Source organism: Chelativorans petroleitrophicus, from assembly GCF_025398195.1.
Taxonomy (GTDB): Bacteria; Pseudomonadota; Alphaproteobacteria; order Rhizobiales; family Rhizobiaceae; genus Chelativorans; species Chelativorans petroleitrophicus.
This window is the reverse complement of sequence record NZ_JAODNV010000017.1, coordinates 64,526-87,295: the sequence shown is the minus strand read 5'-3', so window position 1 is coordinate 87,295 and position 22,770 is coordinate 64,526. Positions and strand designations below refer to the sequence as shown.

The window sequence follows — 22,770 nt, the reverse complement described above, 5'->3', positions numbered from 1 at the left end:
GCAGGTGCGTGTCACCAGCGAGCTGTGGGTTTCGGCCCTCATCAAACGGGTTTTCAGCGATGGAGGCTTTGCCGCCGTGCGCCGCCGCGGCGCGCGCGAGGCGGGTGCGGTGTTCGTCTTATGCCGCACACGGCTGGGGGAGCTGGATCTCTATGTGCCCGCGCCGCAGACCAGCTATGAGGAAGCCCGCCCCGACGAGCGCCAGTTTGTCCGCACCCTGGAAAAGGTGGAGGAAGCTGCGGTGGAGGAACGACTGGCGCGCGAAATGCAGTTTGATCCGGACATGTGGGTGGTGGAGATCGAGGCGCCGCAAGAGGCCGTGCACTACCTGCCGCTGGCGAGCGAATGAAGGGTAGCAGGCGGCCTGGCGCCGGCTTCGCCGCGCCAGGACTCGAGCCTGCCATACGCGGCCTCGCGAGTGAGCGCGTCGTAGCGGGTGAGGAAGAGGCGCGCATCGGCGGCGTGCATGAAATGGGAGGGCGCCACGGCCGCAGCCACGAGGAAGGCCTGCTCCGGGGCAAGGTCCAGAGCTCTCAGCGCGACGAGAAGATCCGACAAGCCGGAATCGCTTACCAGGCTTTCGGCGCGTTTCGGCGAGAGCCCGAGCGACTCGCCAAGCATGGTTGCAAGCCGGGCTGGATTTCCCGAAAGTGCGGCTTCCCGCAGCGCGGGATAGAGATTGCCCGACGAAAGCGGCCATGAGAAGCGTGGAGGCTGGTCGGGCTCATGTTTCTTCATGAGATCGAGGAGACGGCTGCGAACTTCCGCCAGGGCGGCGCTTTCCTGTCTAGGCGTTTCCCCGGCGGCCGCCTCTTCTCCGACCGTTTCGGCCCGGGCCACGAGCGCGCGGATGAGCGCGGCGATGACCGGGTTAAGGCCTTCGCGCCGGGCAATGACCTTTGCATGATCGATGCCGCAGTGCCCGATCACGGCGATGAGATCGACGTCGCTCAGAACGCGAGATCGCACGAGGAGGGGAGCGGCTATCTCGAGCGGCTCCTCTGCCAGCCGCCGCACGAGGCCGGGCGGCGCGGTTTCGCATTCGGAAAGCGCTGCGGCGGCGAACCGCAGCGCCTCGACCGACACCGCATCGAAAAGGCCGAGAGCCAGATCGTCGAGCTGGGCCGTCTCCTGACGGGTGGGCCGTTCCAGCGTGCAATAGGCGGATATGGCGGCACGGAACACGCGCTCGCAGTTGCGCGGCCCCCGATCAAACGCCATATGCCTGAAATCTACGGCTGACACGCAGCAAAGGCCCACAATGAGTACAACAAGCCGGGCCGTCCATGAAAATCATGAACGCCTCGGCGCTTCGTGAAAATTATCGCCAATGCGTTAGCGAGCCATTAACCGCGAAATTAAGGATCGTGTTCACCACTATGCCGAAAGCGGGAGGATGAAGGCGCCTCCGCGTCACCCTACGCCTTCCGAACCAAGGCGCCGGGGCGTGCATGTGAGAGCGCCGAGGAAGGCGTCAGCCAGACCTTCCCATGTCTCGTCCGGCACGAAGATGCGCACCACTGCGAATCCCTGCTCGACGGCCGTTTCCACGAAGGCGGAGCGTTCCAGATCTTCCGGAGGCCCTATGCGCAGCCTGCCCATCTGGGCGGGGCTTGCGACAACCAGATCGAGCGCTGGGCTGTTTGCGGCGCGATCGGTCAAGCTGACGATATTGAGGCCGCTTGGGTCGTAGATCGAGACGGACCAGAACGGTAGGCGGCTTTGGGCGCTGAGGTGAAGGACACCGTCCGCCAGATCGAATTGGCAGGCCGCGGCCTTCAGAAAGGGATTGGACAAGGTGCTCGTGCGGCCGGAGGCACTGGCTTCCAGGCGGACGGGCGTATAGGGCTGAGCGCTGGCCGAAAGATGGGACCACACATCGTTCTGCGAGTAGGCGGGCAGGAGCAGCAGGACGGCGATGTGAACGATGCCCGCTCCCACGATGCCCAGGCCGATGGCGTGGAGAAGCCTAGAGACCAACTTTGCCCCTCCTTGCGCCAATTGAGGCGGCACGCAGCTCAACGGACGGGATATGCCGTTCAGCCATCGCATCCCACCTGAACGATCTGCGGCAGTACCATTTCCGACTCGCCCGGGGTGGTCACGGACGGATCAAGAAGCGTCAGAACCAGTTCGAACGGACCGCTGCCGGTGAGGGCAAGCCAGTTGCCCGGGGAGGGATGTGTGGAGACGGTAATCGCTATGCTGCCCTCCGGCTGATAGAGCACCATGCGCGAATGAAGTGCCGGTTTCCGTCGGCCGAGAGAAGCAAGCAGCGCGCCGGACGGGGCGATAGCATGGAGGGTCCACAGCCGGGCGACCGGGATGATGCCCTCGATGCTATAGGTGCAGGAGCGGTCAAGCAGCGCGCCGCCCGAATCCCTGGCTGCAAGGAAGGCCATGCCCTCGGCGCTGCCGAGCGGCACGCCGCCCTCGCGAGCGAGCCGGGCACGCGTATAGGGATTTGCCTCCGGCGAGCCGGCGGAGGGAAGGGCAATCCAGGGAGCTTTGACGCGCGTTCCGCCGAGGGGCGCTTTCTCCAGAACAGCCCAAACGCTGGCGGCACCGCCGCCGATGGCGATGGCCAGGACGAAAATGGCAAACAGCACAGTCCTCAGCATGGTTTAGCGCAATCGGAAAAGGGGCACGCCGGATCGGCTGCTTCGCGTCCTTGGATCCTTTCTGTATTCCTGGGAAACACAGAAAGGATCCAAGTTATTGTTTTTGCGCAATTCCGGACGGAAAACCGACAACCACTTTTCCTGGAATTGCGCCAAACCGGGTATCGGGTGTTGATCACGCGCCCCAAGTGCCTTTCTGCCTGACCGGACAGCTCCAGAGGGCGTAATCGAAGGGGTGGCAAGATTGCAAGCCTCGCACCGTCGTTCAAGGCTTGAAAGTTGAGTGCGATCACAGGGCGGTAAGAGTCTCGGGGCCGTCAGGCAGCGCAAGCGCAGGGGCGGAGTTGAAAAGTTCGGACAATTTTTCAAGCACGCTGCGGCTCGCCAAGGAAAGGTTGGGGGCGGGCTGGCTGGAGCCGTTCTGCGCGTCCGGCGCCGCTGCATCAGCAACGGCCCGACTGCCCTGCGGCAGCGGGTTTTCGATCCCCGGAATGGGTTTCAGCTCGATGTTCTGATGCGCATAGGCCATGAGGCGCTGCCAGACCATGGCGGGAAGGGTGCCGCCCGTCATGTTCCGGGTGGGGTGGTAGTCGTCATTTCCGAGCCAGACGGCGGCGACATAATTTCCGGTGTAGCCGACATACCAGGCGTCCCGGTATTCCTGGGTGGTGCCTGTTTTTCCGGCGGAACGGATGCCGGGAAGTGCCGCGCGCCGGCCGGTGCCGACCTCGGGCACGCGCACGAGCATGCTGTTCATGGCCGCGGTGGCCTTTTCGGAAAGCACGCGCTGCGGCGCGGGAGCGTCTTCCCTGTGGAGGTAGATTATCTCACCGGAATGGGTCCGCAGCTCCAGAATGGCGTGGCGCGTGCCGGCATAGCCGCCATTGGCGAAGACGCTGTAGCCGGTCGCCTGATCGAGCACCGTCAGGGCGGAGGTGCCGAGCACCATCGTCTTGTGGCCGTTCAACTCCGTTTCCACGCCCATGGCCTTGACCAGCTTCTGGATGGGCTCGAGGCCCAGATGATCGCGTGCCAGCCGCACCGGCACCGTGTTGTAGGACCTCGCAAGCGCATCGGCGAGGCTGACGCGGCCGGCATAGCTGCGGCCATAGTTGCGGGGCGCCCAGCCGCCCCAGGAGATCGGCGCATCGGAGATGACGGTGTTGGGCTCGAAGCCCGCTTCCATGGCCGCTGCGTAGACATAGGGCTTGAAGGACGAGCCGGGCTGGCGCAACGCGCGCGTGGCGCGGTTGAACTGGCTTTGCCCGTAGTCGCGCCCTCCGACCATGGCGCGGACGGCGCCATCGGTGTCCATAAGGACAATCGCGCCCTGACTTACGTCATAGTCCTTGCCGTATTGCCGAAGATGGAACTCCAGTGATTCCTCGGCGGCCTTCTGCAGATCGAGATCAATGGTGGTACGGGCAACCAGCGCATGGCTCACCCCTTCCGGTGCAAGCTTTTTCACCTCCTCGAAAGCCCAGTCGAGGAAATAGTCGGGGCTGTCGCGCTCGCCCCTGTCAACGGCAACGGCCGGGTTGAGGCGGGCGGACAGCACCTGTCCCTCGGTCATGAAACCGGCCTGCACCATATTGGTAAGCACCTCATTGGCGCGGGCGCGGGCAGCGGGAAGGTTGATGTGTGGTGCATAGCGCGCCGGCGCCTTGAACAGGCCGGCGATCATCGCCGCTTCGGAGAGCGTGAGATCCCTCACGTCCTTGTCGAAGTAGAAGTCCGCTGCAGCCGAAATGCCGAAGGCGCCACCGCCGAGATAGGCGCGGTCGAGATAGAACTGCAGGATCTCTTTCTTCGTCAGGTTCGCTTCGAGCCATAGGGCCAGGAAGGCTTCCTTGATCTTGCGCTCGTAGGTGCGCTCGTTGGAGAGGAACAGGTTCTTGGCGAGCTGCTGGGTGATGGTGGACCCACCCTGGACGATTTCGTTGGCGCGCAGATTGACCGTCAGGGCGCGGACGAGGCCGACGACATCGATGCCGAAGTGCTCGAAGAACCGGCGATCCTCCGTGGCGAGGACGGCCTTGATGAAATAGTCGGGTAGTTCGTCGATCGGCACGGAATCGCGCTGGCGGATGCCGCGCTGACCGATCTCGTTGCCGTAGCGGTCCAGGAAGGTGACGGCGTAATCGTCCTGGGCGAGCCAGTCGCCCTTGGTTTCCTCGAAAGCCGGCATGGCGAGGGCCAGCATCACGACTGCGCCTGCGGCCGCCAGCGTGACAGCTTCGCTGAAGACTTCCACCAGTGCCCGCTTCAGGCCGAAGACGCGGAAGCGGCGGAAGAAAATGGTGGTGTTTTCCCAGAATTCTGCGAGTTTGAAGCCCGCGTCATAGAGCGTGGAATCAAGCCAGGCGTCGATATCGAGGAATACCGTTGCCCTCGGCGCCTTGCCCTTGCCTGACCTGCGCTTCTCATCCATTGCGCGGCTGCCCGCTCGTCCCAGCTTCGCTCTACATCTTTCATTTGGCTCGCAAGGCGCTCCAGACAAGATGGAGAGCAAACCTACCCGGCAAAAGGCTTAACACATTCTGGCAGGCGAAGCGGAGGGAAAGATCGGCGGCGCGAAAGAGCGGGCGCGAACGTTGCGATTCGGCAACTGGGGGGAGGAGCGTTCGCGCTGCCGTTGTATGCGGATATAGGAAAAAAGTCCTTGACACGTTACGGTGGTTTGGTAAAGTTCTGGCATCGTCGGGAAAGTGGGCCCGGAGCCGGGGATGAGCTCCGGAGGCCGGTCCAGGCGAGGTGAGTTTGCAAGCGCTGTGCCTTCGGGACGGCGCTTTTTTGTTGCCTGAAATCCGGGAGAGGCAAGATGCGGGGACGGTCGGCCGCGGCCGCCACCAGGGCAATGCGCGCGCTGCTTGAAGGCGAGCCGGCAAGCTTCGCGCTGGTGGCCGAAGCCGCGGGGCGAACGGAGAAGTATCTGAGGCGTCTGGCGAAGAAGGAAGGCTGGCGCGTGGTGGATGCCGAGACCAGCCCGGAGATGATGGAAAGACGCCGCGTGGCGCTGTCCGACTGCCTCATGGAGGAGCTGGAGGCGGAGTTCGCGCACGGCCGGGCCGCGGGCAAATATGACAAGAACCGGATTGATGCCCTGTCCTCCATGCTCCGGATGATCGAGAAGCTCGGGGAGATGGTCCCAGTGCCCGGGCGCGCCGCACAAGAACAGAACAAAAGCGATGCAGAACTGGCCGCCGCGCTCGCCCTTATCGATGCCCGTATCGTGGAGCTCGCTTGCGAACTCGCCGCCGCCATGGGCGGGGAGGGCGCTGACGAGGACGGAGCTGGTGTGGCGGCTGCTCGATGAATGGTGGATGCACGCGCGGCTGGCGCAATATCCGGTGGCGGCGAGGCTGCGCGATATCTGGCTGGTGATGGGCGGGCGCGGCTCGGGCAAGACGCGGCTGGGTGCGGAATGGGTGAACGCATTGGTGCGGGGCTTCCCGCCCTTTGCCGCGCACAGATACGGGCGCATCGCGCTGGTGGGCGAAACCCTGGGCGATGTGCGCGAAGTGATGATCGAGGGGCCCTCAGGCATTCTGGCCGTCTCGCGCGGCAACCGCCCTCGCTTCGAGCCGAGCCGCAGGCGGCTCGTGTGGGACAACGGGGCGGTGGCGCAGGTCTTTTCCTCCGAGGATCCCGAAAGCTTGCGCGGGCCGCAATTCGAGGCCGCGTGGTGCGATGAGGTGGCGAAGTGGAAGGATGCGGAAGCATGCTTCGACATGCTCCAGTTCGGGCTGAGGCTGGGACGACGTCCGATGCAGCTTCTGACGACGACGCCGAAGCCGGTGGCCCTGATCCGTAAACTGGTGGTGAGGCCCGACGTGACGCTGACGCGCATGCGAACGGAAGAAAACGCGGCCAACCTGGCGGCGGGATTCCTGAAGGCGGTGGAACGGAACTATGGCGGCACCCGGCTTGGCAGGCAGGAACTCGACGGGGAGCTGATCGAGGATCGGGATGATGCTCTGTGGACCCGCGAAATGATCGAGGTGGCGGCCCGCGAGGGGCCGGCGGAGGCGCTGATGCGCGTCGTGGTGGCGGTGGATCCGCCTGCAACGGGCCGGCGCACCTCGGATGCCTGCGGCATGGTGGTGGCGGGCATGGCGGGCGATGGCACCGCCTGGGTGCTCCATGACGGGACCCTGCGCGCGGCAAAGCCCGAGATGTGGGCGCGACAAGCCGTGGCGCTCTACCACCGTTTCGAGGCCGATGCGATCGTGGCGGAGGTGAACCAGGGCGGCGACATGGTGGCAAGCGTGATTGCGACGGTGGACCCCGCGGTCGCGGTGAAACCGGTGAGGGCGAACCGCGGCAAATGGGTGCGCGCGGAGCCCGTTGCAGCGCTCTATACGCAGGGGCGCGTGCGCCATGCCGGGCGCTTTCCGCAGCTCGAGGACGAGATGTGCGACTTTGGCCCGGACGGGCTGTCGGGCGGGCGCTCACCGGACCGCGTGGACGCGCTGGTGTGGGCGATCACGGAGCTTCTGCTCGGGCGCAAGGGAACGCCGCGCATTCGCGACTTCTCCTAGTTCAACGACAGGAAGGACACATGGCTTGGACGTGGCCCTGGGCAAGGCGCCCGGGACGGGAAATCTTTGCCGCCGAGCGCAAGCAGGCTGGCGGATATGGCTTCGTCGCCCTGCACGCCCAGGGCGAGGCCCGCTGGACGCGGAGAGACTACGCCGCGCTGGCCCATGAGGGATACATGCGCAATCCCGTCGCGCACCGGGCGATCCGCTTGATCGCCGAAGCGGCGGCGGCCATACCTTGGGTCGTCTACGAAGGCGAGATGGAGCTCGACGAGCATCCGCTGACCGAGCTGCTGGCGCGGCCGAACCACGCGCAGGCTGGGCCCAGCTTCATGGAGGCCCTTTACGGGCACCTGCTGCTTTCGGGCAATGCCTTTGTCGAACGGGTGGAGACGGAGACCGGCGCGCGGGAGCTGCATCTTCTGCGACCCGATCGCGTGACCGTTCTGGCCGACGTCAAGGGCTGGCCTGTGGCCCTGGAATACAGGGTCGCAGAGACCAGGCGGAGGATTTCGCTGGACGAAGGCGGCAACGGCCTGCACCTCAAGCTGTTTCATCCGATCGACGATCACTATGGCTTTCCGCCGCTTTCGGCGGCGCTGCAGGCGCTCGACATCCACAATGCCGCGGCGCGCTGGAACAAGGCGCTGCTCGACAATTCCGCCCGGCCTTCCGGCGCCTTGGTCTATGCGCCGAAGGAGGGCGGGAACCTGACGGACGAGCAGTTCGAGCGGCTGAAGGCGGAGCTGGAGGACGGCTATTCGGGTGCCGCGCGGGCCGGACGGCCGCTGCTTCTTGAAGGCGGGCTCGACTGGAAGGCGATGAGTCTCACCCCGCGCGACATGGATTTCATGGAGGCAAAGAACGGGGCTGCCCGCGACATCGCGCTGGCGCTGGGCGTGCCGCCGATGCTGCTCGGCATCCCCGGGGACAACACCTATGCGAACTATCAGGAGGCGAACCGTGCCTTCTACCGGCTGACCGTGCTGCCGCTGGTGGGGCGCACCGCCCGGGAGCTTGGCCGGTTTCTGGCCCCGATATTTGGCGGCGATGTGCGGCTTTCCTTCGATCTCGATCAGGTCGAGGGGCTCGCTGCGGAGCGCGAGGCGCTGTGGAAGCGCGTCAACGAGGCGACCTTCCTCTCCGACGACGAGAAGCGGGAGGCCGTGGGATACGGACCTAACGGGCGGGGCTAACCCTATAGCCAGGGAGACCGACAGTGAATGGACTTTCAGAGGCGGCCTGGCTGTGGCTGGCCAAGGCCGCAGGAGCGGTTGCGGGCTCCGCAATCTCACTCGCCTACATCCTACCCTCCGGGCGGCGGGAAGCGGCGGTCCGCTTCGCCGTGGGCGTTGCCTGCGGCTTCGTCTTCGGCGGAACGGCGGGGCTGAAGATCGCCGAGGAACTTGGCATCGCGGGAAATCTGGCGCCGGGCGAGATGGTTCTCATGGGCTCCGCTGCGGCAAGCCTGTGCGCGTGGAGCGCGATCGGGTTTGTAACGCGGCTGCTGGCCGATGGCGGACGGATACAGCGCGGGAGAAAGGGCACGCAATGATGCGAAAGATCATTCCGGCGCCGGACGAGCGCAAGTTCTCCATGCTCGACATTGAGCAGGTGGAGGGTGATGGGACGTTCTGCGGCTATGCCAGCCTGTTTGGGCGCATCGATCTCGGGCAGGATGTGGTGGAGCGGGGCGCCTTCGCCGAGTCGATCACCCAGCGGGGTGCGGGCGGGATCCGGATGCTGTTCCAGCACGACCCGAACCAGCCCATCGGCGCGTGGCAGGCAATCCGCGAGGACGACCGGGGCCTCTTCGTGCGCGGTAGGCTCGCATCCGAGCTGGCACTACCCCTCATCAGGTACCCGGGGCCTCTTCGTGCGCGGTAGGCTCGCCACGGGTGTGGCAAGGGCGCGCGAGGTGCTGGAACTGATGCGCGCCGGTGCGCTCGATGGCCTGTCCATAGGCTTCCGAACGGTGAAGGCTCGGAAGGACCCGCGCACGGGCGTGCGCCGGATCCTGAAAGCCGATCTGTGGGAAATTTCTGTGGTGACCTTTCCCATGCTGCCCGAGGCGCGCGTGGAACAGGTGAAGGGCGGGCGCTTTTCGGGCGGCCTGCCAACCATACGAGAATTCGAGCGTTGGCTGACGCGGGATGCAAGGCTGACGCGCAGCGAGGCCAAAACCGTGATCTCACGCGGCTTCGCTGAGCTCCTGCGCGGGCGGGATGCCGCGCCGGGAACGCCGGAGCGCCTGGTGGCGACAATTCGCCAGGCGACGAGACTTCTTCAACAATAACCAGCAGATCAGGAATGGAAGAATGAGTGGAGCGACCAATACTGGCGTTCTGGAGGTGAAGTCCATTGCGGCCAGCGATGATCTTACCGGCGCGTTTGAAGAATTCATGACGACGTTTGAAGCCTTCAAGCGCGAGAACGATCAGCGTCTCAGAGAGATCGAGCGCCGCTCGGCCGATCCGCTGACGCAGGAGAAGGTGGAGCGCCTCTCAGCCGCGCTCGATGAACAGAAGCGCTTGATCGACCGGCTTGGACTGAAGAAGGCAAGGCCCGCGCTGGGCGGTGAGATGACGGTCTCACCCGTCGCGCTGGAGCACAAGGATGCCTTCCACGCCTATCTTCGCAGCGGCGATGATCGGCAGCTAAGAGCGATCGAGGCCAAGGCCATGTCCTACGGCTCACCGCAGGATGGCGGTTATCTAGTTCCAGAGGAGCTGGAGGCCGAAATCGGCAGGCGTCTTGCCGCGATCTCGCCCATTCGGTCAATTGCCTCTGTGCGGCAGGTTTCCTCGGCCGTGCTGAAGAAGCCATTTGCGATCAGCGGGCCGGCCACGGGATGGGTGGGCGAGACCGCGCAGAGGTCGCAGACGGCGACACCCACGCTGGACGAGCTATCCTTCCCCACGGCGGAACTCTACGCGATGCCCGCCGCGACCGCCACGCTGCTTGAGGACAGCGTGGTCGATCTCGATGCCTGGATAGCGGGCGAGATCGAGACCGCTTTCGCGGAGCAGGAAGGGGCGGCCTTTGTCGATGGCGACGGCAATAACAAGCCGCTCGGTTTTCTCAGCTACGAGCAGGTGGAGGATACGAGCTGGAGCTGGGGCAAGGTTGGCTACCGGGCAACGGGGAGAGACGGAGCGCTTCCGCAAAACGACCCGGCGGATATCCTGATCGACCTCGTCTATGCGCTGAAGGCGGGGTACCGGCAGAACGCGAGCTGGGTGATGAACCGCAGGACCCAGGCGGCGCTGCGCAAAATCAAGGACAAGGACGGCAACTATCTCTGGCAGCCGCCGACAACGCCCGGCGCCCGGGCCATGCTGATGGGCTTCCCGGTGGTCGAGGCGGAAGACATGCCCGACATCGCCTCCGATGCCACGCCGATCGCCTTCGGCGATTTCCAGCGAGGCTATCTGGTGGTGGACCGCGCGGGCGTGCGGGTGCTGCGCGATCCCTACTCGTCCAAGCCCTATGTGCTTTTCTACACCACGAAGAGGGTCGGCGGCGGCATCCAGAACTTCGAGGCGATCAAGCTCTTAAAGTTCGGCACCGAGTGAGGCTTCTGTTTCGGTTGCCGGTTCAGGCACCGCGGGTCTGCCGGACAACCGCTTGGGCAGGCTCATCTCCTTTTCTACGCCGCGGCGAAAGCTGCGGCGTTCTGATTCAATACTTGAAGAGAGGCGGTTATGACGTTGTTTCGAACCGTGGAACCCGCCGTCGAACCCGTAACGCTCGCGGAGGCGAAGGCGCATCTGCGCATCACGCATGACAGCGAGGACGAGCTGATTTCCGGCCTGATAAGGGCGGCGCGACAGGAGGTGGAACGGACTACCGGAAGCGCGCTGATCGAGCAGAACTGGCGTCTGGCGCTCGATGACTGGCCGGAAGGCAATGTGGTGGAGTTGAGACGCGAGCCCGTGCAGCAAATCCTTTCCGTCACGGTTTTTGACGGCGGCGGCGCAGCCTTTGTGCTAACGCCCGGGGACTATCAGCTCGACGCCATGTCCTCGCCGGCGCGGCTCTATCTGCGCTCACGCCCCCGGCCCGGCCTGCCGATCAACGGGATCGAGATCGATTTTTCGGCCGGATATGGCGAGGCGGGAACGGAGGTGCCCGATCTGCTCAAGCGCGCGATGCTTATCCTCATCGCGTACTGGTACGAATTCCGCGGCGCCTATGGGCCTGACTGCCAGCCGGTAGCCATTCCCGAGGAATACCGGCGGCTGGTCGCCGGCTGGCGGGGGCCGAGACTGTCATGAGCAGGATGCATCTGGATCCCGGGGAGCTGCGCACGGAGATGATCCTGCAGAAGGCAGAGACGAGCTCCGACGGCACGGGCGGCCACACGGAAAACTGGGTCGAGGTGGCGACGGTGTTCGCCCGGGTCGAGCCTCTGCGGGCGCAGAGCCGGTTCGGGGCCGGGCAGTATCTGGAAAGCGTCACCCACCGCGTCACCCTGCGGTTCAGGGAGGATGTGCGAAGTGGCATGCGCTTCCTGAAGCACGGGCGGGCGCTTGAGATCATCAACGTGCAGGACGCGGACGAGAGCGGCCGCTACCTGATCTGCTACGTGCGGGAGGAAGGCCGGTGAAGGTGACGCTGCAACTGACGCTGGAGGGCCTTCTGCGCGCAATGCGGGCAAAGGCTCATGAGGTGGCCGAGCTGGTGGAAGCCGGGGAGCATGGCGGGGCGGAGGGTAGCCGGGACGCGCGCCTTCCGGCTCTGAAAGCTCCGGACGGGGCAGGAGGGCGTAATGGCCGCAGAGGCGCTTGAGCTGCAACGCGCCGTCCATGCGGCGTTGGCGGCGGATAGCGCGCTCGTTGCTGCGCTGGGCGGCGAGAAGATTCACGACGTGACCCCGGCGCACCTGCCGTTTCCCTACATCACCTTCGGGCGTACCAGCACCTACGACTGGGGATCGGGCACGGAAGAGGGGAGTGAGCATTTCTTCACGCTGCACGTTTGGTCGAAGCAGAAGAGCCGGAAGGAAGCGCTCGAGCTGATGGAGCGCGTGCACGCGGCGCTCCACGACAGCGACCTGCCGCTTGAGGGCTGCCGGCTTGTCAACCTGCGGCTTCAGTCCGCAGAGATACGCTTTGACGAGAACCTCGCCGTCTATGACGGCATGATGCGTTTTCGTGCGGCTGTGGAAGCCCTCTAGCAGCACCGCCGCCTTCCACCTTCGTGGAGGCTAATTGCGGATTCCAGTTCACCAGGGAGACCTTGAATGGGCGCACAGAAGGGCAAGGACCTGCTCCTGAAGCTCGATGAAAGCGGGTCCGGGAATTTCATTACCGTGGCGGGGCTGCGGACCAAGAGGCTGGCCTTCAACAGCGAGACGGTGGACGTCACCGATGCCGACTCGGCCGGGCGCTGGAGGGAACTACTGGCGGGCAGCGGCGTGCAGCGGGCGGCAGTGAGCGCGTCGGGGATATTCAAGGATGCTACCTCCGACGCGGCGATAAGGGCGCGCTTCTTCGCGGGAGAGATCGCAGACTGGCAGCTCGCCGTGCCGGATTTCGGTGTCGTCACGGGACCATTCCAGATTACGGCGCTGGAATATTCCGGCAATCACGACGGAGAGGTGACCTTCGAGATCGCGCTGGAATCGGCAGGCCCCGTCACCTTCACGGCGGTGTAGACATGGGCGCGAACCGGCGGCGCGGCGAGGTGGCCGCAATTCTGAATGGACGTGAATACAGGCTCTGCCTGACGCTGGGAGCGCTGGCAGAACTCGAAAGCGCATTTGCCGCGCAGGACCTGTCGGAGCTTGCGCGCCGCTTCGGCAGCGGCCGGCTGTCGGCGCGCGATCTCGTCACGATCATCACTGCCGGTCTGCGCGGCGCCGGTCACGATGTGAGCGAAGACGAGGTACGGGTCATGCAATGCGAAGGTGGGGCGGCTGGCTTTGCCCGTCTCGTCGCGGAGTTGCTGACGGTGACCTTCGGCGAGGCAGGGGAAGCAGCGGAGGAAAACCCTCCGGCGCCGCAGCGGGCCGGGCAGCCTTTCCCTGGAAAGAGGTGATGGGGACGGCTTTTGGCCTGCTGCGGCTGAGCCCGGATGCCTTCTGGAAGATGACGCTCATCGAACTCTGTGCCGCGCTGGAGGTGCTGGGGGTGGCCCGCAGCGGTGCACCGCGGCGCGGCGATCTCGAGCGCCTGATGCGGCTTTTCCCCGACGGACATATGGAGACGACGCATGGCAGATGAGGTGAGGGTTCCGATCGTTGCTGATACCGCGCCGTTCGAGACGGCGCTGAAGAATTTGACTCCACTTTCCTCCGAATTCGGTTCGCAGCTGACTGGGGCGCTCAAGAGCGCGGCCGTCAGCGGCAAATCGCTGGAGGACATCCTCCGCAGGATCGGCCTCAATCTGGCTGGCATGGCTTTGCAGCAGGGACTGCAGCCTCTACAAAATCTTGCGAGCGGGCTCCTTTCCAGCCTCGTGGGGGGCATCTTGCCCTTTGCAAGGGGAGGCGTGATCCCCTTCGCCAGGGGCGGGGTGGTCTCGACCCCCACCTATTTCCCGGCTGGCGGCAATATTGGACTGATGGGCGAGGCGGGCGCGGAAGCCGTGCTGCCCCTGCAGCGCACGGCCGATGGACGTCTCGGCGTGGCGCTTGCCGATGGCGGGAGGGGTAGCATGCAGATCGTCTTCAACGTTTCCACGCCGGATGCGGCATCCTTCCGCAAGTCCGAGGCGCAGATTGCGGGGATGCTGGCCCGTGCCGTCTCGCGCGGAACGCGGACGCTCTAGATTCTCCACATGCACACACGGATCCAAGTTGCTGTTTTGGCGTGAGTTCTGAGTGAGGGGCGTATCCGCTCGTCCTCAGAATTGCGCCGGGGAGCTGCTGCCATGAACAGCTTTCACGACGTGCGTTTTCCCTTGAGCATTTCGTTCGGCGCGACGGGTGGGCCCGAGAGGCGCAACGAAATCGTGCTGCTGACCTCGGGACGGGAAAAGCGCAACGCGCGCACGGCGCGTTCGCGCAGGCGGTATGACGCGGGCACGGGCGTGCGCTCGCTTGAGGATCTCTATGAGGTGCTGGCCTTTTTCGAGGCCCGACGCGGCTCGCTGCACGCCTTCCGCTTTCGCGACCCGTTCGACATGAAGTCCTGCGCGCCGCATGAGACGCCGGGCCTGTTCGACCAGCAGATCGGAGTAGGCGACGGGCAGCGGCGGCGCTTTGCCTTGGTGAAAACCTATGGCGAAGGTCCGGATGCCTATCAGCGCCCAATCACCCGGCCCGTAGCAGGAAGCGTGTTCGTGGCCGTGGCCGGCGTTCAGAAGACATTCGGGACGGATTATTCGATTGACCCCGACACTGGAGAGGTGGTGTTCGAACCACATGCAACGCCTGCCATTGACGAAGCCGTGACCACCGGGTTCGAGTTCGACGTGCCGGTGCGTTTCGACACGGATCAGCTCTCGGCGAGCATCACGGCCTTCAAGGCGGGCCAGATTCCCTCGATTCCCCTGGTGGAGGTGCTGTGATGCCGGAGCTGCCACCTGCGCTTGCAGAGCACCTGAAGCAGGATGTCACCACGCTCTGCCATTGCTGGCGATTGACCCTGCGCGACGGGGCGGTGAGAGGCTTCACCGACCATGACCGTCCGCTCACGGTGGACGGGACCCTTTTCAGGCCGGAAAGCGGCTTTTCGGCCAGCGAGGCGCGGCGCTCCCTCGGCCTTGCCGTCGATGCGGCGGATGTGGAGGGCGCGCTCTCGGCGGAGGACATCCGGGAAGAGGACATTGCTGCAGGCCTTTATGATGGCGCGACTGTGGAAACCCTGCTCGTCAACTGGAAGGAGCCGGGGCAGTTCGCGCGGTTGCGGCGCGCGGTGATCGGCCAGGTGAGCCGGCGTGACGGCCGGTTCGTTGCGGAACTGGAAAGTCCAGAGGCGGCACTTGACCAGCCCAATGGCCGCACGGTGCGGAGAAGTTGTGATGCGGAGCTGGGGGATGCGCGGTGCCGCGTTTCGCTGGATGTGCCTGCCTACAAGGCGAGTGGCGTGCTCATCCGGATGGATGGCGGGTGCGCGCGCGTTGCGGGTCTCGAGAACCATGACAATGGCTGGTTCGCACATGGGGTGCTCACCTGGACATCCGGCGCGAGCAAGGGGCGCAGCGAGCGCGTGCTGGCGCACCACAAGGGGCTGGGCGGCACGATCCTCAATCTGTGGCGCGACGGAGCTTGGGAAGTGGCCGAAGGCGATGAGTTCACCATCGTGGCCGGGTGCGATAAGCAGTTTTCCACCTGCAAAGCGAAATTCTCGAACGGCTTGAACTTCCGCGGCTTTCCGCATCTGCCGGGCAATGACGCGGCATACAACTACGTGACGGAGGGGCAGCGCTTCGACGGCGGGCCGCTGGTGGAATGAGTGGGTGCGCGGAATGCATGCCGCCGGACATTGTCGTGGCGGAGGCGATGAGCTGGCTCGGCACGCCCTACCGCCACCAGGCGAGCCGGAAAGGGGTGGGGTGCGACTGCCTTGGCCTCGTGCGCGGCGTGTGGCGCGCGCTCTACGGCAGGGAGCCGGAGGCAACGCCGCCCTACAGCAAAGATTGGGTGGAGACGTCCGGCGGCGAGCCGCTCTTCGAGGCGGCGCGTCGGCATTTCATTCCCTGCGAGGACGGGAAGCTGGAGCAGGCGCGTCTCATCTTGTTCCGCTGGAGGCCGCATCTGCCTGCCAAGCACGCGGGCATCATGGTTGAAGGCGCCGCCTTCATCCATGCCTATGAGGGGCAGGGCGTGCTCGTCTCGCCGCTCGTGCCCCAATGGCGCCGGAAGATCGCCGGCGTTTTTGCGTTTCCCGCATCGAGAGGTTGAACATTGGCGACCATCGTTCTGCAAGCTGCCGGGGCGTTTCTCGGCGGCGCGTTCGGCGCTGTCGGTTCGGCCATAGGCTCGGCGGCGGGCGCCGTGGCCGGCTACATGATCGACCGGGCGCTGATCGAATCGACCAAGCGCTACGAGGGGCCGAGGCTGCGCACGGCCACCGCGTTCACCGCGGAGGACGGCGCCCCGCTGCCTCGCATCTACGGGACGATGCGGACGAGCGGCACGCTCATCTGGGCCACGCGATTTGAGGAGGTGAGTACCACCGAGAGACAGGGCGGAAAAGGCGGCCCGAAGGTGACCACCTATTCCTACTTCGCCAACGCGGCCTTCGCGCTTTGCGAGGGCGAGATTGCCGGGGTGCGCCGGATCTGGGCCGATGGCCGGGAGATCGACCGCAATGCTGTAGAGATCCGCGTCTACAGGGGAACAGAGGACCAGCCGGTCGATCCGCTCATCGAAGCGAAGCAGGGGGCAGGCAATGCGCCCGCCTATCGCGGCACGGCCTATGTGGTGATCGAGCGCTTTCCCATCGACGACTACGGGCGGCGCATTCCGCAGTTCCAGTTCGAGGTCATCCGGCCTGCCGGAGAGCTCAACGGCCGCATTCGCTCCGTCGCGCTCATTCCGGGCTCAACGGAGTACGGATTGGCCACGACATTGGTGCGGCGGCAGAAATCACCCGGCGAGACGGAGGCTATGAACAGGCATGTGCGCTTTGCCGCCACAGATCTCGAAGCCTCGCTGGACGAGCTGCAGATGCTCTGCCCCAACCTCAAGAGCATCTCGCTGGTGGTTTCCTGGTTCGGGAATGATCTGAGAGCAGGGCAGTGCAAGATCCGGCCGATGGTTGCGGAAGGGAGCGGCATGGGCCTATCCATTCCCTGGCTGGTTTCAGGCGTCTCCCGGGAAGATGCCGTGGTCGTCTCGCGGGACGGCAGCGGGCGGGCAGCCTATGGCGGAACGCCGGCGGATTTCTCTGTGAAGCAGGCGATCCGGGAAATCCGCAAGCGCGGGCTCAAGGTGGCGCTTTATCCCTTCATCATGATGGACGTGCCATCGGGCAACGCCTTGCCCGACCCTTATGGCGGTACGGAGCAGGCGGCCTATCCCTGGCGTGGGCGCATCACATGCTTTCCCGCGCCCGGAAGGCCCGGTGCACCTGACAAGAGCGCGGCCATCCGGGCGCAGATCGCAGCGCTGGCGGGGACGGCAGGCCCTGCCGATTTTGCGGCGTCCGGCGATACGATCCGCTTTACCGGCCCGGCGACGGAATGGAGCTACCGGCGGTTTCTGCTGCACTATGCGCATCTGGCCAAAGCTGCAGGGGGAGTTGATGCCTTCGTCATCGGGTCTGAACTGAGGGGCCTGACGACGCTGAGAGACGATCAGAACCGGTTTCCCTTTGTGGAGCTGCTGGAGGAGCTTGCAAACGAGGTCCGCTCCGTTCTCGGGGCGGGGGCGACGATCACCTACGCGGCGGACTGGAGCGAATATTTCGGCTATCAGCCGGCGGACGGCTCGGGCGATGTCTTCTTCCATCTCGACAGCCTGTGGGCGCACCCGGCCATCGATGCCGTCGGCATTGACAATTACATGCCGCTTTCGGACTGGCGCGACGAGGATGCGGGCGGCGGCAATCCGGACGGGTTTGCCGGCCCCTACGATATCGAGGGGCTTCGCAGGGGGATCGTCTCCGGCGAGGGTTTCGACTGGTACTATGCGACCGAGTCCGACCGCGTGGCGCGCGTGCGAACGCCCATTGCGGACGGTGCCTACGGAAAGCCGTGGGTGTTCCGCTACAAGGATCTTGTGAGCTGGTGGTCGAACCAGCATTTCAACCGTGTCGGTGGCGTGGAGGAGGCAACGCCCACGGCCTGGTTACCGAAGTCGAAGCCCATTCATTTCACCGAGCTTGGCTGCCCGGCCATCGACAAGGGGCCGAACCAGCCCAATCTTTTCCCGGACCCGAAATCGTCCGAGAGCGCCAATCCCTATTTCTCGACGGGCGGGCGCTCGGACCTCGCGCAGTACCGTTTCCTCCTCGCGCATTACCGCCACTGGGAGGAGGGCGGACCGGAGGCCAATCCGGTCTCGCCCGTCTATGGCGGGCCGATGGTGGATTCGGATGCGATCACGCTGTGGGCCTGGGACGCGCGACCCTTCCCCGCCTATCCGCTCAATGGAGATGTCTGGGGTGACAGCGGCAACTGGACCGGCGGACACTGGCTGAACGGCCGGTTGAGCGGGATTTCGGCGAGTGCCCTGATTGCGGGGATTCTTGCCGACCATGGCCTGCCGCCGGCCGAGACGGACATGGCGGATGGAATGATGTCCGGCTACGTGGTCGGTCATCCGACCACCGCGCGGGCTGCTCTTGCGCCGCTCACGACCCTGTTTGGGATCAGCGTGCGGGAGAATGGCGAAGGGCTGGTGTTTCTCACCGAAGGCGCGGCGGAAGGAGAGGCGCTGAAGCTTGAGGAGCTGGTGCTTGAAGAAAACGGCGCCGCAGTGGAGCGGACGCGCGACCCGGACCATACGCTGCCGGCGGCGGCGCATCTCGATTTCACCGACGTGATGAACGAGCACCAGTCCGCGACAGTGGCTACTGACCACATCGGGGCGAAGGGGACGGGAACGGCGTATCTCAGCTTCCCCGGCGTGCTCTCCATCGGTGAAGCCAACAGGCTGTTGCGCGCGTTTCTGCGCCGGCAATGGGATGGGCGCGAGCGGGTGATCTTTTCCGTGCCTGCCAGCGAGCAGAAATTGGAGCTGGGCGGCATCATACGCCTGCCGGGCAGCACAACAGACTATCTCGTCAATGAAATCCAGGACGGCGTGACAAGACGCGTCAACGCCCGGCGCATCGTGCGTGCGGCCGATGCCCCTGCGCCGGAGCCCGAGATGGCGGGTATCAGCGATAGAGGCGAGGGATTCGTCTTAAGCAAGCCGCATGTGCTGTTTCTGGATTTGCCGATGCGACCCGGTGAAGAAGCACCTCAAGACCAATTCCGGCTGGCGGCGCGTGGGGTCCCCTGGCGCAGACAGGCGGTTCTGGCCTCGCCGGAAGACAGCAGTTTTACCCTGCGGACGGTCCTGGATCGCCGGGCCGTGATGGGAATCCTCGAAGAAGTCCTGCCGCCGGGGCGCGTTCTGGGCCGTATCGACCGCTCGGCAACGCTGACGGTGCGCCTTTATGATGGGGAGCTTGAAGGCATCTCGCGTGCCCAGCTTCTCAACGGCGCGAACGCCGTTGCGGTGAAATCCCTCGCGGGGGCATGGGAGATCATCCAGTTCGAGGCCGTGGAAGAAATGGCGCCGTCGATCTGGCGTCTTTCAAGGCTGCTGCGCGGACAGCTCGGGACGGATGACGCCATGCGGGCCGGTGCGGCGGCAGGCGCCGATTTTGTTCTGCTCGATGAGGCCGTCCGTTCGGCAGGCCTCAGGGCCGAGGAAATCGGGCTTGAGCTTAACTGGCGGGTGGGCCCGGCGGGCGCTGATATTTCGGAGGAGAATTTCCTGCTCGCGCAGGGGGTGACCGGCGGTGTGCGGGCTCTCCTGCCGCTTTCTCCGGTTCACCTGCGTGTCCGCAAGGAGGACGGAGATATCCACTTTACCTGGATACGGCGCGGGCGGATCAACGCCGATAGCTGGCTTGCCGATGAGATTCCGCTCGGGGAGGAGCGGGAGCTTTACCGCATCGAGGTCGCCACGCCGGGTGGCGCCGTGGTCCGTTCGGCGACCAGCGAGGCGCCATCCTGGACCTATACGGAAGACATGCAGGCGGAGGATTTTTCCCAGCCGCCTGAGGCGATCGAGGTGTTCGTGCGCCAGATAAGCGCCGTCGCAGGAGCGGGAATCGCGGCGCGGCGAACCATCCATCTTTCCTGACACTCCCTCAACAGAACTGAAAGGAGCATGCGCATGAGCGACACAAAGCCCTGGTATCTTTCGCGCACCATCTGGGCATCGCTTGTCACCATGGTGGCGGGAGTCGGCGGTCTCATGGGTCTGCCGGTGGAGAATCTGGACAATCAGGCGGTTGTCGAGACAATCCTGCAGGCAGTGACGGCGCTTTCCGGCCTGATTGCCCTCGTCGGGAGGCTGAAGGCCGTGAGCCGTATTGTGTAAGGTCCGGCGCACGGGCGGGCCAAGTCCGCCCGTGCGCTGTGCACGATCGAGGATGCGCTCACGTTTCGAAACATTTGTTCATTCCCCATTCAGCCCGGCTGCGCTAGACAGGCTTTATGAAACAGGTCCACTCCATCATCTTCAAACTGGCGAGTACACTAGCTGCGCTCGCCCTGACGGCTGGCTTTCTGCTGGGTCAACAGCCTCCAGCCGGAGCGCAGGTTCTGCTTGCCCAGGGAGCGCCCGACTGCTTTGCCATAGGCCAGCAGGTTGCCGCACAGCAGGGCGGGACGTTGGCGGGCGCACAGGCCGAGAACCGGGGAGGCCAGACGGTCTGCCGGATTATCGTTCTGGTGCCTGCCCGCGGCGGCGAGCGTCCGCGACGCATGGAAGTGACTGTGCCAGCACGTTAAAGTCATCGAATGATTTCCGTCGGCAGGTGAGATTTCTACTGGAGCGGTCCCATGCGCATTCTCGTAGTGGAGGACGACAAGGACTTGAACCGGCAGATCTGCACGGCCCTGCAGGATGCTGGCTATGTGGTCGACCGCGCCTTCGACGGCGAGGAAGGGCATTTTCTGGGCGATACGGAGCCTTATGACGCGGTGGTGCTCGATATCGGTCTGCCGCAGATGGACGGGATCAGCATTCTGGAGCGGTGGCGGCGCGACGGCCGCACCATGCCCGTGCTTATTCTCACCGCACGCGACCGCTGGAGTGACAAGGTCGCAGGCATCGACGCCGGCGCGGACGACTATGTGACCAAGCCGTTCCACATGGAGGAGATTCTGGCGCGGCTCCGGGCACTTATCCGCCGCGCGGCCGGTCATGCCTCGCCGGAACTCTATTGCGGACCTTTGCGGCTCGACACCAAGGCTTCGAAGGCCGACATCAACGGCGTGCCGCTGAAGCTGACGTCGCACGAGTACCGCATGCTCGCCTATCTGATGCATCACAAGGGCTCGGTGGTCTCGCGCACGGAGCTGGTTGAGCATCTGTACGATCAGGATTTCGATCGCGATTCCAACACCATCGAGGTATTCGTTGGACGCCTGCGCAAGAAGCTGGGCGTTGATCTCATCGAGACCGTGCGGGGCATGGGTTACCGCATGCGCGATCCGGATGCCTGAACGGGGACTGGGCTTTGCGAATATGGGGGCGTGGCTCAAGAGCCTGCCCCGCATGCTCACCTTTCGGGTGGTGGCGTTCTCCTCCATCTGGGCAATCATCGCGCTGGTGGTAATTGCAACGGTCATCTCCGCGCTATTTCGCCAGGTCAGCCAGCGCGGATTCGAGAATGTGCTTTCCGCGCACCTCTTCAACTTGATCGCCTCCGTCAGCGCCACGGATGCAGGCAGGCTGGAAGGCAGTCCCAATCTGGGAGACCTACGGTTCTCTCAGCCGTTTTCGGGGTGGTACTGGTCGGTGGAGCCCGTGTCCGAAGCGCTGGACAATCCGCTGCATTCGCCTTCGCTCATCGGCAGCGTTCCCTCGCCATCGGCCGCGGAAGTCCCGTTCGATCGGGAATTCCGGCGCCACTATCTGGCCCAGGGGCCGGGCGGCGAGGAGATCGAGGTTCTCGAAGCGGAAGTCGTACTCGACCAGATCGATCGCATCGCGCGATTCCGCGTCATGGGCAACCGCAGCGAGCTTGAAGAGGAAATCGCCGCATTCACCCGGCGCCTGTTCGCATATCTGGCCGTCTTCGGCATTGGCATGGTCGCAATCAACGTCTTCGCCATCCTTGTGGCGCTGAGGCCGCTTGGAAGCATACGCAGCGCGCTCGCCAAAATCCGCGCCGGGACGGCGGAGAGCCTTTCCGGCCCCTTTCCGGGGGAGATCGAGCCTTTAGCGCGGGAAACCAACGCCCTTATCGAAAGCAACCGGCGCATCATCGAGCGGGCGCGGACTCAGGTGGGCAATCTGGCCCATTCCCTTAAGACGCCGCTGGCGGTTCTGATGAATGAGGGGCACGCGATGGGCGGCGCGCAGGGAGAGCTGATCTCGGCGCAAGCTGCGGCGATGCAGAAGCAGATCGACCATTATCTTCAGCGCGCGCGGGCGGCCGCCCAGCGCGCGACGCTGGCGGCGCGGAGCCCCGTAAACGAAACACTTGCGCGCATGGCGCGCGTGGCCGAGAGGCTCAACCCTGACAAGAAGCTTGAGATAAGCATGCCGGATCAGCTGGTCGTGTTCGCCGGCGAAAGGGAGGATCTTGAGGAGATCACCGGCAACCTGCTCGAAAACGCGATGAAATGGGCGCACGGGAAGGTGAGGCTGTGCCTGGAGAAATCTCAAGATGAGAGCGGACGGCACTGCTTTCTCGTGGTCATAGAGGACGACGGACCCGGCATACCCGAGAGTCAGGCGCGTCAGGCGCTGAAGCGCGGGCGCCGTCTAGACGAATCGAAGCCGGGCACGGGTCTCGGCCTGGCCATCGTGGTCGACCTCGTTGAAGAATATGGCGGGCGGCTTGGTCTGGAGCGATCGGACCTAGGGGGGCTTAAGGCCGTGGCAACCTTGCCGTGCGCCTGACGGAGCCGGCGAGCGGGCTCTCGTGGACAAACTTCCGACAAACATGATCTATAGTCGCCGGGCGCTTTTTCACAGGAGCGGA

General features: G+C 64.7%; 26 protein-coding genes and 1 pseudogene. 23 read left to right on the top strand and 4 right to left on the bottom strand.

What is annotated here, in order from left to right:
• The first annotated feature begins 4 nt into the window (after positions 1–4).
• Entirely contained in the window at positions 5–349 is a 345-nt protein-coding gene (locus NYR54_RS15330; RefSeq protein ID WP_261516599.1) for a DUF1491 family protein, read from the top strand.
• On the opposite strand, the gene NYR54_RS15325 is transcribed toward NYR54_RS15330, so the two are convergent.
• The 4 genes from NYR54_RS15325 to NYR54_RS15310 form a co-directional block, all read right to left on the bottom strand.
• Positions 325–1,221 (bottom strand): hypothetical protein, encoded by an 897-nt coding sequence (locus NYR54_RS15325; RefSeq protein WP_261516572.1) that lies wholly within the window; start codon positions 1,219–1,221, stop codon positions 325–327. The genes NYR54_RS15330 and NYR54_RS15325 overlap by 25 nt on opposite strands.
• A 192-nt stretch (positions 1,222–1,413) precedes the next feature.
• Entirely contained in the window at positions 1,414–1,980 is a 567-nt protein-coding gene (locus NYR54_RS15320) for a DUF1254 domain-containing protein (RefSeq protein ID WP_261516571.1), read from the bottom strand.
• Positions 1,981–2,039: 59 nt separating this feature from the next.
• Positions 2,040–2,621 carry a DUF1214 domain-containing protein gene (locus NYR54_RS15315; RefSeq protein WP_261516570.1) on the bottom strand — a complete coding sequence of 194 codons (582 nt, stop codon included), beginning with the start codon at positions 2,619–2,621 and terminating at the stop codon, positions 2,040–2,042.
• A gap of 289 nt (positions 2,622–2,910) precedes the next feature.
• Entirely contained in the window at positions 2,911–5,052 is a 2,142-nt protein-coding gene (locus NYR54_RS15310) for a transglycosylase domain-containing protein (RefSeq protein ID WP_261516569.1), read from the bottom strand.
• A 390-nt stretch (positions 5,053–5,442) separates the two neighbouring features.
• Between NYR54_RS15310 and NYR54_RS15305 the strand changes: the two genes are divergently transcribed.
• The 22 genes and pseudogenes from NYR54_RS15305 to NYR54_RS15200 all read left to right on the top strand — a co-directional run bounded on the left by NYR54_RS15305 (position 5,443) and on the right by NYR54_RS15200 (position 22,688).
• Complete coding sequence (locus NYR54_RS15305; RefSeq protein WP_261516568.1) at positions 5,443–5,937, top strand: hypothetical protein; 495 nt, start codon at positions 5,443–5,445, stop codon at positions 5,935–5,937.
• 7 nt (positions 5,938–5,944) lie between these two features.
• Positions 5,945–7,162: a DNA-packaging protein gene (locus NYR54_RS15300; RefSeq protein ID WP_261516598.1), complete on the top strand. Its 1,218-nt coding sequence runs from the start codon at positions 5,945–5,947 to the stop codon at positions 7,160–7,162.
• A 20-nt stretch (positions 7,163–7,182) separates the two neighbouring features.
• Complete coding sequence (locus tag NYR54_RS15295; RefSeq protein WP_261516567.1) at positions 7,183–8,358, top strand: phage portal protein; 1,176 nt, start codon at positions 7,183–7,185, stop codon at positions 8,356–8,358.
• Positions 8,359–8,381: 23 nt separating this feature from the next.
• The gene (locus NYR54_RS15290; RefSeq protein ID WP_261516566.1) at positions 8,382–8,717 is read left to right on the top strand and encodes a DUF6107 family protein; all 336 of its coding nucleotides are present in this window, start codon (positions 8,382–8,384) and stop codon (positions 8,715–8,717) included.
• A pseudogene (locus tag NYR54_RS15285) lies at positions 8,717–9,458 on the top strand (HK97 family phage prohead protease). The gene NYR54_RS15290 and the pseudogene NYR54_RS15285 overlap by 1 nt, the downstream one beginning before the upstream one ends.
• 22 nt (positions 9,459–9,480) lie before the next feature.
• Complete coding sequence (locus tag NYR54_RS15280; protein WP_261516565.1) at positions 9,481–10,737, top strand: phage major capsid protein; 1,257 nt, start codon at positions 9,481–9,483, stop codon at positions 10,735–10,737.
• A 129-nt stretch (positions 10,738–10,866) separates the two neighbouring features.
• Positions 10,867–11,439: a head-tail connector protein gene (locus NYR54_RS15275; protein ID WP_261516564.1), complete on the top strand. Its 573-nt coding sequence runs from the start codon at positions 10,867–10,869 to the stop codon at positions 11,437–11,439.
• Positions 11,436–11,771, top strand: a complete 336-nt coding sequence (locus tag NYR54_RS15270; RefSeq protein WP_261516563.1) for a phage head closure protein — start codon at positions 11,436–11,438, stop codon at positions 11,769–11,771. The genes NYR54_RS15275 and NYR54_RS15270 overlap by 4 nt, the downstream gene beginning before the upstream one ends.
• Positions 11,768–11,953 (top strand): hypothetical protein, encoded by a 186-nt coding sequence (locus tag NYR54_RS15265; RefSeq protein WP_261516562.1) that lies wholly within the window; start codon positions 11,768–11,770, stop codon positions 11,951–11,953. The genes NYR54_RS15270 and NYR54_RS15265 overlap by 4 nt, the downstream gene beginning before the upstream one ends.
• Complete coding sequence (locus tag NYR54_RS15260; RefSeq protein WP_261516561.1) at positions 11,934–12,341, top strand: DUF3168 domain-containing protein; 408 nt, start codon at positions 11,934–11,936, stop codon at positions 12,339–12,341. The genes NYR54_RS15265 and NYR54_RS15260 overlap by 20 nt, the downstream gene beginning before the upstream one ends.
• Positions 12,342–12,407: 66 nt before the next feature.
• Positions 12,408–12,821 (top strand): phage major tail protein, TP901-1 family, encoded by a 414-nt coding sequence (locus NYR54_RS15255; protein WP_261516560.1) that lies wholly within the window; start codon positions 12,408–12,410, stop codon positions 12,819–12,821.
• A 2-nt stretch (positions 12,822–12,823) separates the two neighbouring features.
• Entirely contained in the window at positions 12,824–13,204 is a 381-nt protein-coding gene (locus tag NYR54_RS15250; RefSeq protein ID WP_261516559.1) for a gene transfer agent family protein, read from the top strand.
• Positions 13,204–13,389 carry a phage tail assembly chaperone gene (locus NYR54_RS15245; protein WP_261516558.1) on the top strand — a complete coding sequence of 62 codons (186 nt, stop codon included), beginning with the start codon at positions 13,204–13,206 and terminating at the stop codon, positions 13,387–13,389. Before NYR54_RS15250 ends, NYR54_RS15245 begins: the two co-directional genes overlap by 1 nt.
• Entirely contained in the window at positions 13,379–13,936 is a 558-nt protein-coding gene (locus tag NYR54_RS15240) for a phage tail tape measure protein (protein ID WP_261516557.1), read from the top strand. The genes NYR54_RS15245 and NYR54_RS15240 overlap by 11 nt, the downstream gene beginning before the upstream one ends.
• A 102-nt stretch (positions 13,937–14,038) precedes the next feature.
• A complete protein-coding gene (locus tag NYR54_RS15235) occupies positions 14,039–14,677 on the top strand; it encodes a DUF2460 domain-containing protein (RefSeq protein ID WP_261516556.1) in 639 nt (212 codons plus the stop codon).
• Positions 14,677–15,564 carry a DUF2163 domain-containing protein gene (locus NYR54_RS15230; protein ID WP_261516555.1) on the top strand — a complete coding sequence of 296 codons (888 nt, stop codon included), beginning with the start codon at positions 14,677–14,679 and terminating at the stop codon, positions 15,562–15,564. The genes NYR54_RS15235 and NYR54_RS15230 overlap by 1 nt, the downstream gene beginning before the upstream one ends.
• 17 nt (positions 15,565–15,581) lie before the next feature.
• Positions 15,582–16,013, top strand: coding sequence for an NlpC/P60 family protein (locus NYR54_RS15225; RefSeq protein WP_261516554.1), 432 nt, complete (start codon positions 15,582–15,584; stop codon positions 16,011–16,013).
• Positions 16,014–16,016: 3 nt separating this feature from the next.
• Positions 16,017–19,913, top strand: a complete 3,897-nt coding sequence (locus tag NYR54_RS15220) for a baseplate multidomain protein megatron (RefSeq protein ID WP_261516553.1) — start codon at positions 16,017–16,019, stop codon at positions 19,911–19,913.
• 33 nt (positions 19,914–19,946) lie between these two features.
• The gene (locus tag NYR54_RS15215; protein ID WP_261516552.1) at positions 19,947–20,153 is read left to right on the top strand and encodes a hypothetical protein; all 207 of its coding nucleotides are present in this window, start codon (positions 19,947–19,949) and stop codon (positions 20,151–20,153) included.
• Between the two features lie 116 nt (positions 20,154–20,269).
• The gene (locus NYR54_RS15210; RefSeq protein ID WP_261516551.1) at positions 20,270–20,566 is read left to right on the top strand and encodes a hypothetical protein; all 297 of its coding nucleotides are present in this window, start codon (positions 20,270–20,272) and stop codon (positions 20,564–20,566) included.
• Between the two features lie 51 nt (positions 20,567–20,617).
• Entirely contained in the window at positions 20,618–21,283 is a 666-nt protein-coding gene (locus tag NYR54_RS15205; protein WP_261516550.1) for a response regulator transcription factor, read from the top strand.
• Complete coding sequence (locus NYR54_RS15200) at positions 21,276–22,688, top strand: sensor histidine kinase (protein ID WP_279327560.1); 1,413 nt, start codon at positions 21,276–21,278, stop codon at positions 22,686–22,688. The genes NYR54_RS15205 and NYR54_RS15200 overlap by 8 nt, the downstream gene beginning before the upstream one ends.
• The last annotated feature ends 82 nt before the right edge of the window (positions 22,689–22,770 follow it).

Bases quoted from the DNA above. Each gene is read 5' to 3' on its own strand.
- NYR54_RS15325 (WP_261516572.1), bottom strand. From the start codon at position 1,221: ATGGCGTTTGATCGGGGGCCGCGCAACTGCGAGCGCGTGTTCCGTGCC.
- NYR54_RS15315 (WP_261516570.1), bottom strand. From the start codon at position 2,621: ATGCTGAGGACTGTGCTGTTTGCCATTTTCGTCCTGGCCATCGCCATC.
- NYR54_RS15310 (WP_261516569.1), bottom strand. From the start codon at position 5,052: ATGGATGAGAAGCGCAGGTCAGGCAAGGGCAAGGCGCCGAGGGCAACG.
- NYR54_RS15305 (WP_261516568.1), top strand. From the start codon at position 5,443: ATGCGGGGACGGTCGGCCGCGGCCGCCACCAGGGCAATGCGCGCGCTG.
- NYR54_RS15300 (WP_261516598.1), top strand. From the start codon at position 5,945: ATGCACGCGCGGCTGGCGCAATATCCGGTGGCGGCGAGGCTGCGCGAT.
- NYR54_RS15295 (WP_261516567.1), top strand. From the start codon at position 7,183: ATGGCTTGGACGTGGCCCTGGGCAAGGCGCCCGGGACGGGAAATCTTT.
- NYR54_RS15280 (WP_261516565.1), top strand. From the start codon at position 9,481: ATGAGTGGAGCGACCAATACTGGCGTTCTGGAGGTGAAGTCCATTGCG.
- NYR54_RS15275 (WP_261516564.1), top strand. From the start codon at position 10,867: ATGACGTTGTTTCGAACCGTGGAACCCGCCGTCGAACCCGTAACGCTC.
- NYR54_RS15270 (WP_261516563.1), top strand. From the start codon at position 11,436: ATGAGCAGGATGCATCTGGATCCCGGGGAGCTGCGCACGGAGATGATC.
- NYR54_RS15260 (WP_261516561.1), top strand. From the start codon at position 11,934: ATGGCCGCAGAGGCGCTTGAGCTGCAACGCGCCGTCCATGCGGCGTTG.
- NYR54_RS15255 (WP_261516560.1), top strand. From the start codon at position 12,408: ATGGGCGCACAGAAGGGCAAGGACCTGCTCCTGAAGCTCGATGAAAGC.
- NYR54_RS15250 (WP_261516559.1), top strand. From the start codon at position 12,824: ATGGGCGCGAACCGGCGGCGCGGCGAGGTGGCCGCAATTCTGAATGGA.
- NYR54_RS15245 (WP_261516558.1), top strand. From the start codon at position 13,204: ATGGGGACGGCTTTTGGCCTGCTGCGGCTGAGCCCGGATGCCTTCTGG.
- NYR54_RS15240 (WP_261516557.1), top strand. From the start codon at position 13,379: ATGGCAGATGAGGTGAGGGTTCCGATCGTTGCTGATACCGCGCCGTTC.
- NYR54_RS15235 (WP_261516556.1), top strand. From the start codon at position 14,039: ATGAACAGCTTTCACGACGTGCGTTTTCCCTTGAGCATTTCGTTCGGC.
- NYR54_RS15230 (WP_261516555.1), top strand. From the start codon at position 14,677: ATGCCGGAGCTGCCACCTGCGCTTGCAGAGCACCTGAAGCAGGATGTC.
- NYR54_RS15225 (WP_261516554.1), top strand. From the start codon at position 15,582: ATGCCGCCGGACATTGTCGTGGCGGAGGCGATGAGCTGGCTCGGCACG.
- NYR54_RS15215 (WP_261516552.1), top strand. From the start codon at position 19,947: ATGAGCGACACAAAGCCCTGGTATCTTTCGCGCACCATCTGGGCATCG.
- NYR54_RS15210 (WP_261516551.1), top strand. From the start codon at position 20,270: ATGAAACAGGTCCACTCCATCATCTTCAAACTGGCGAGTACACTAGCT.
- NYR54_RS15205 (WP_261516550.1), top strand. From the start codon at position 20,618: ATGCGCATTCTCGTAGTGGAGGACGACAAGGACTTGAACCGGCAGATC.
- NYR54_RS15200 (WP_279327560.1), top strand. From the start codon at position 21,276: ATGCCTGAACGGGGACTGGGCTTTGCGAATATGGGGGCGTGGCTCAAG.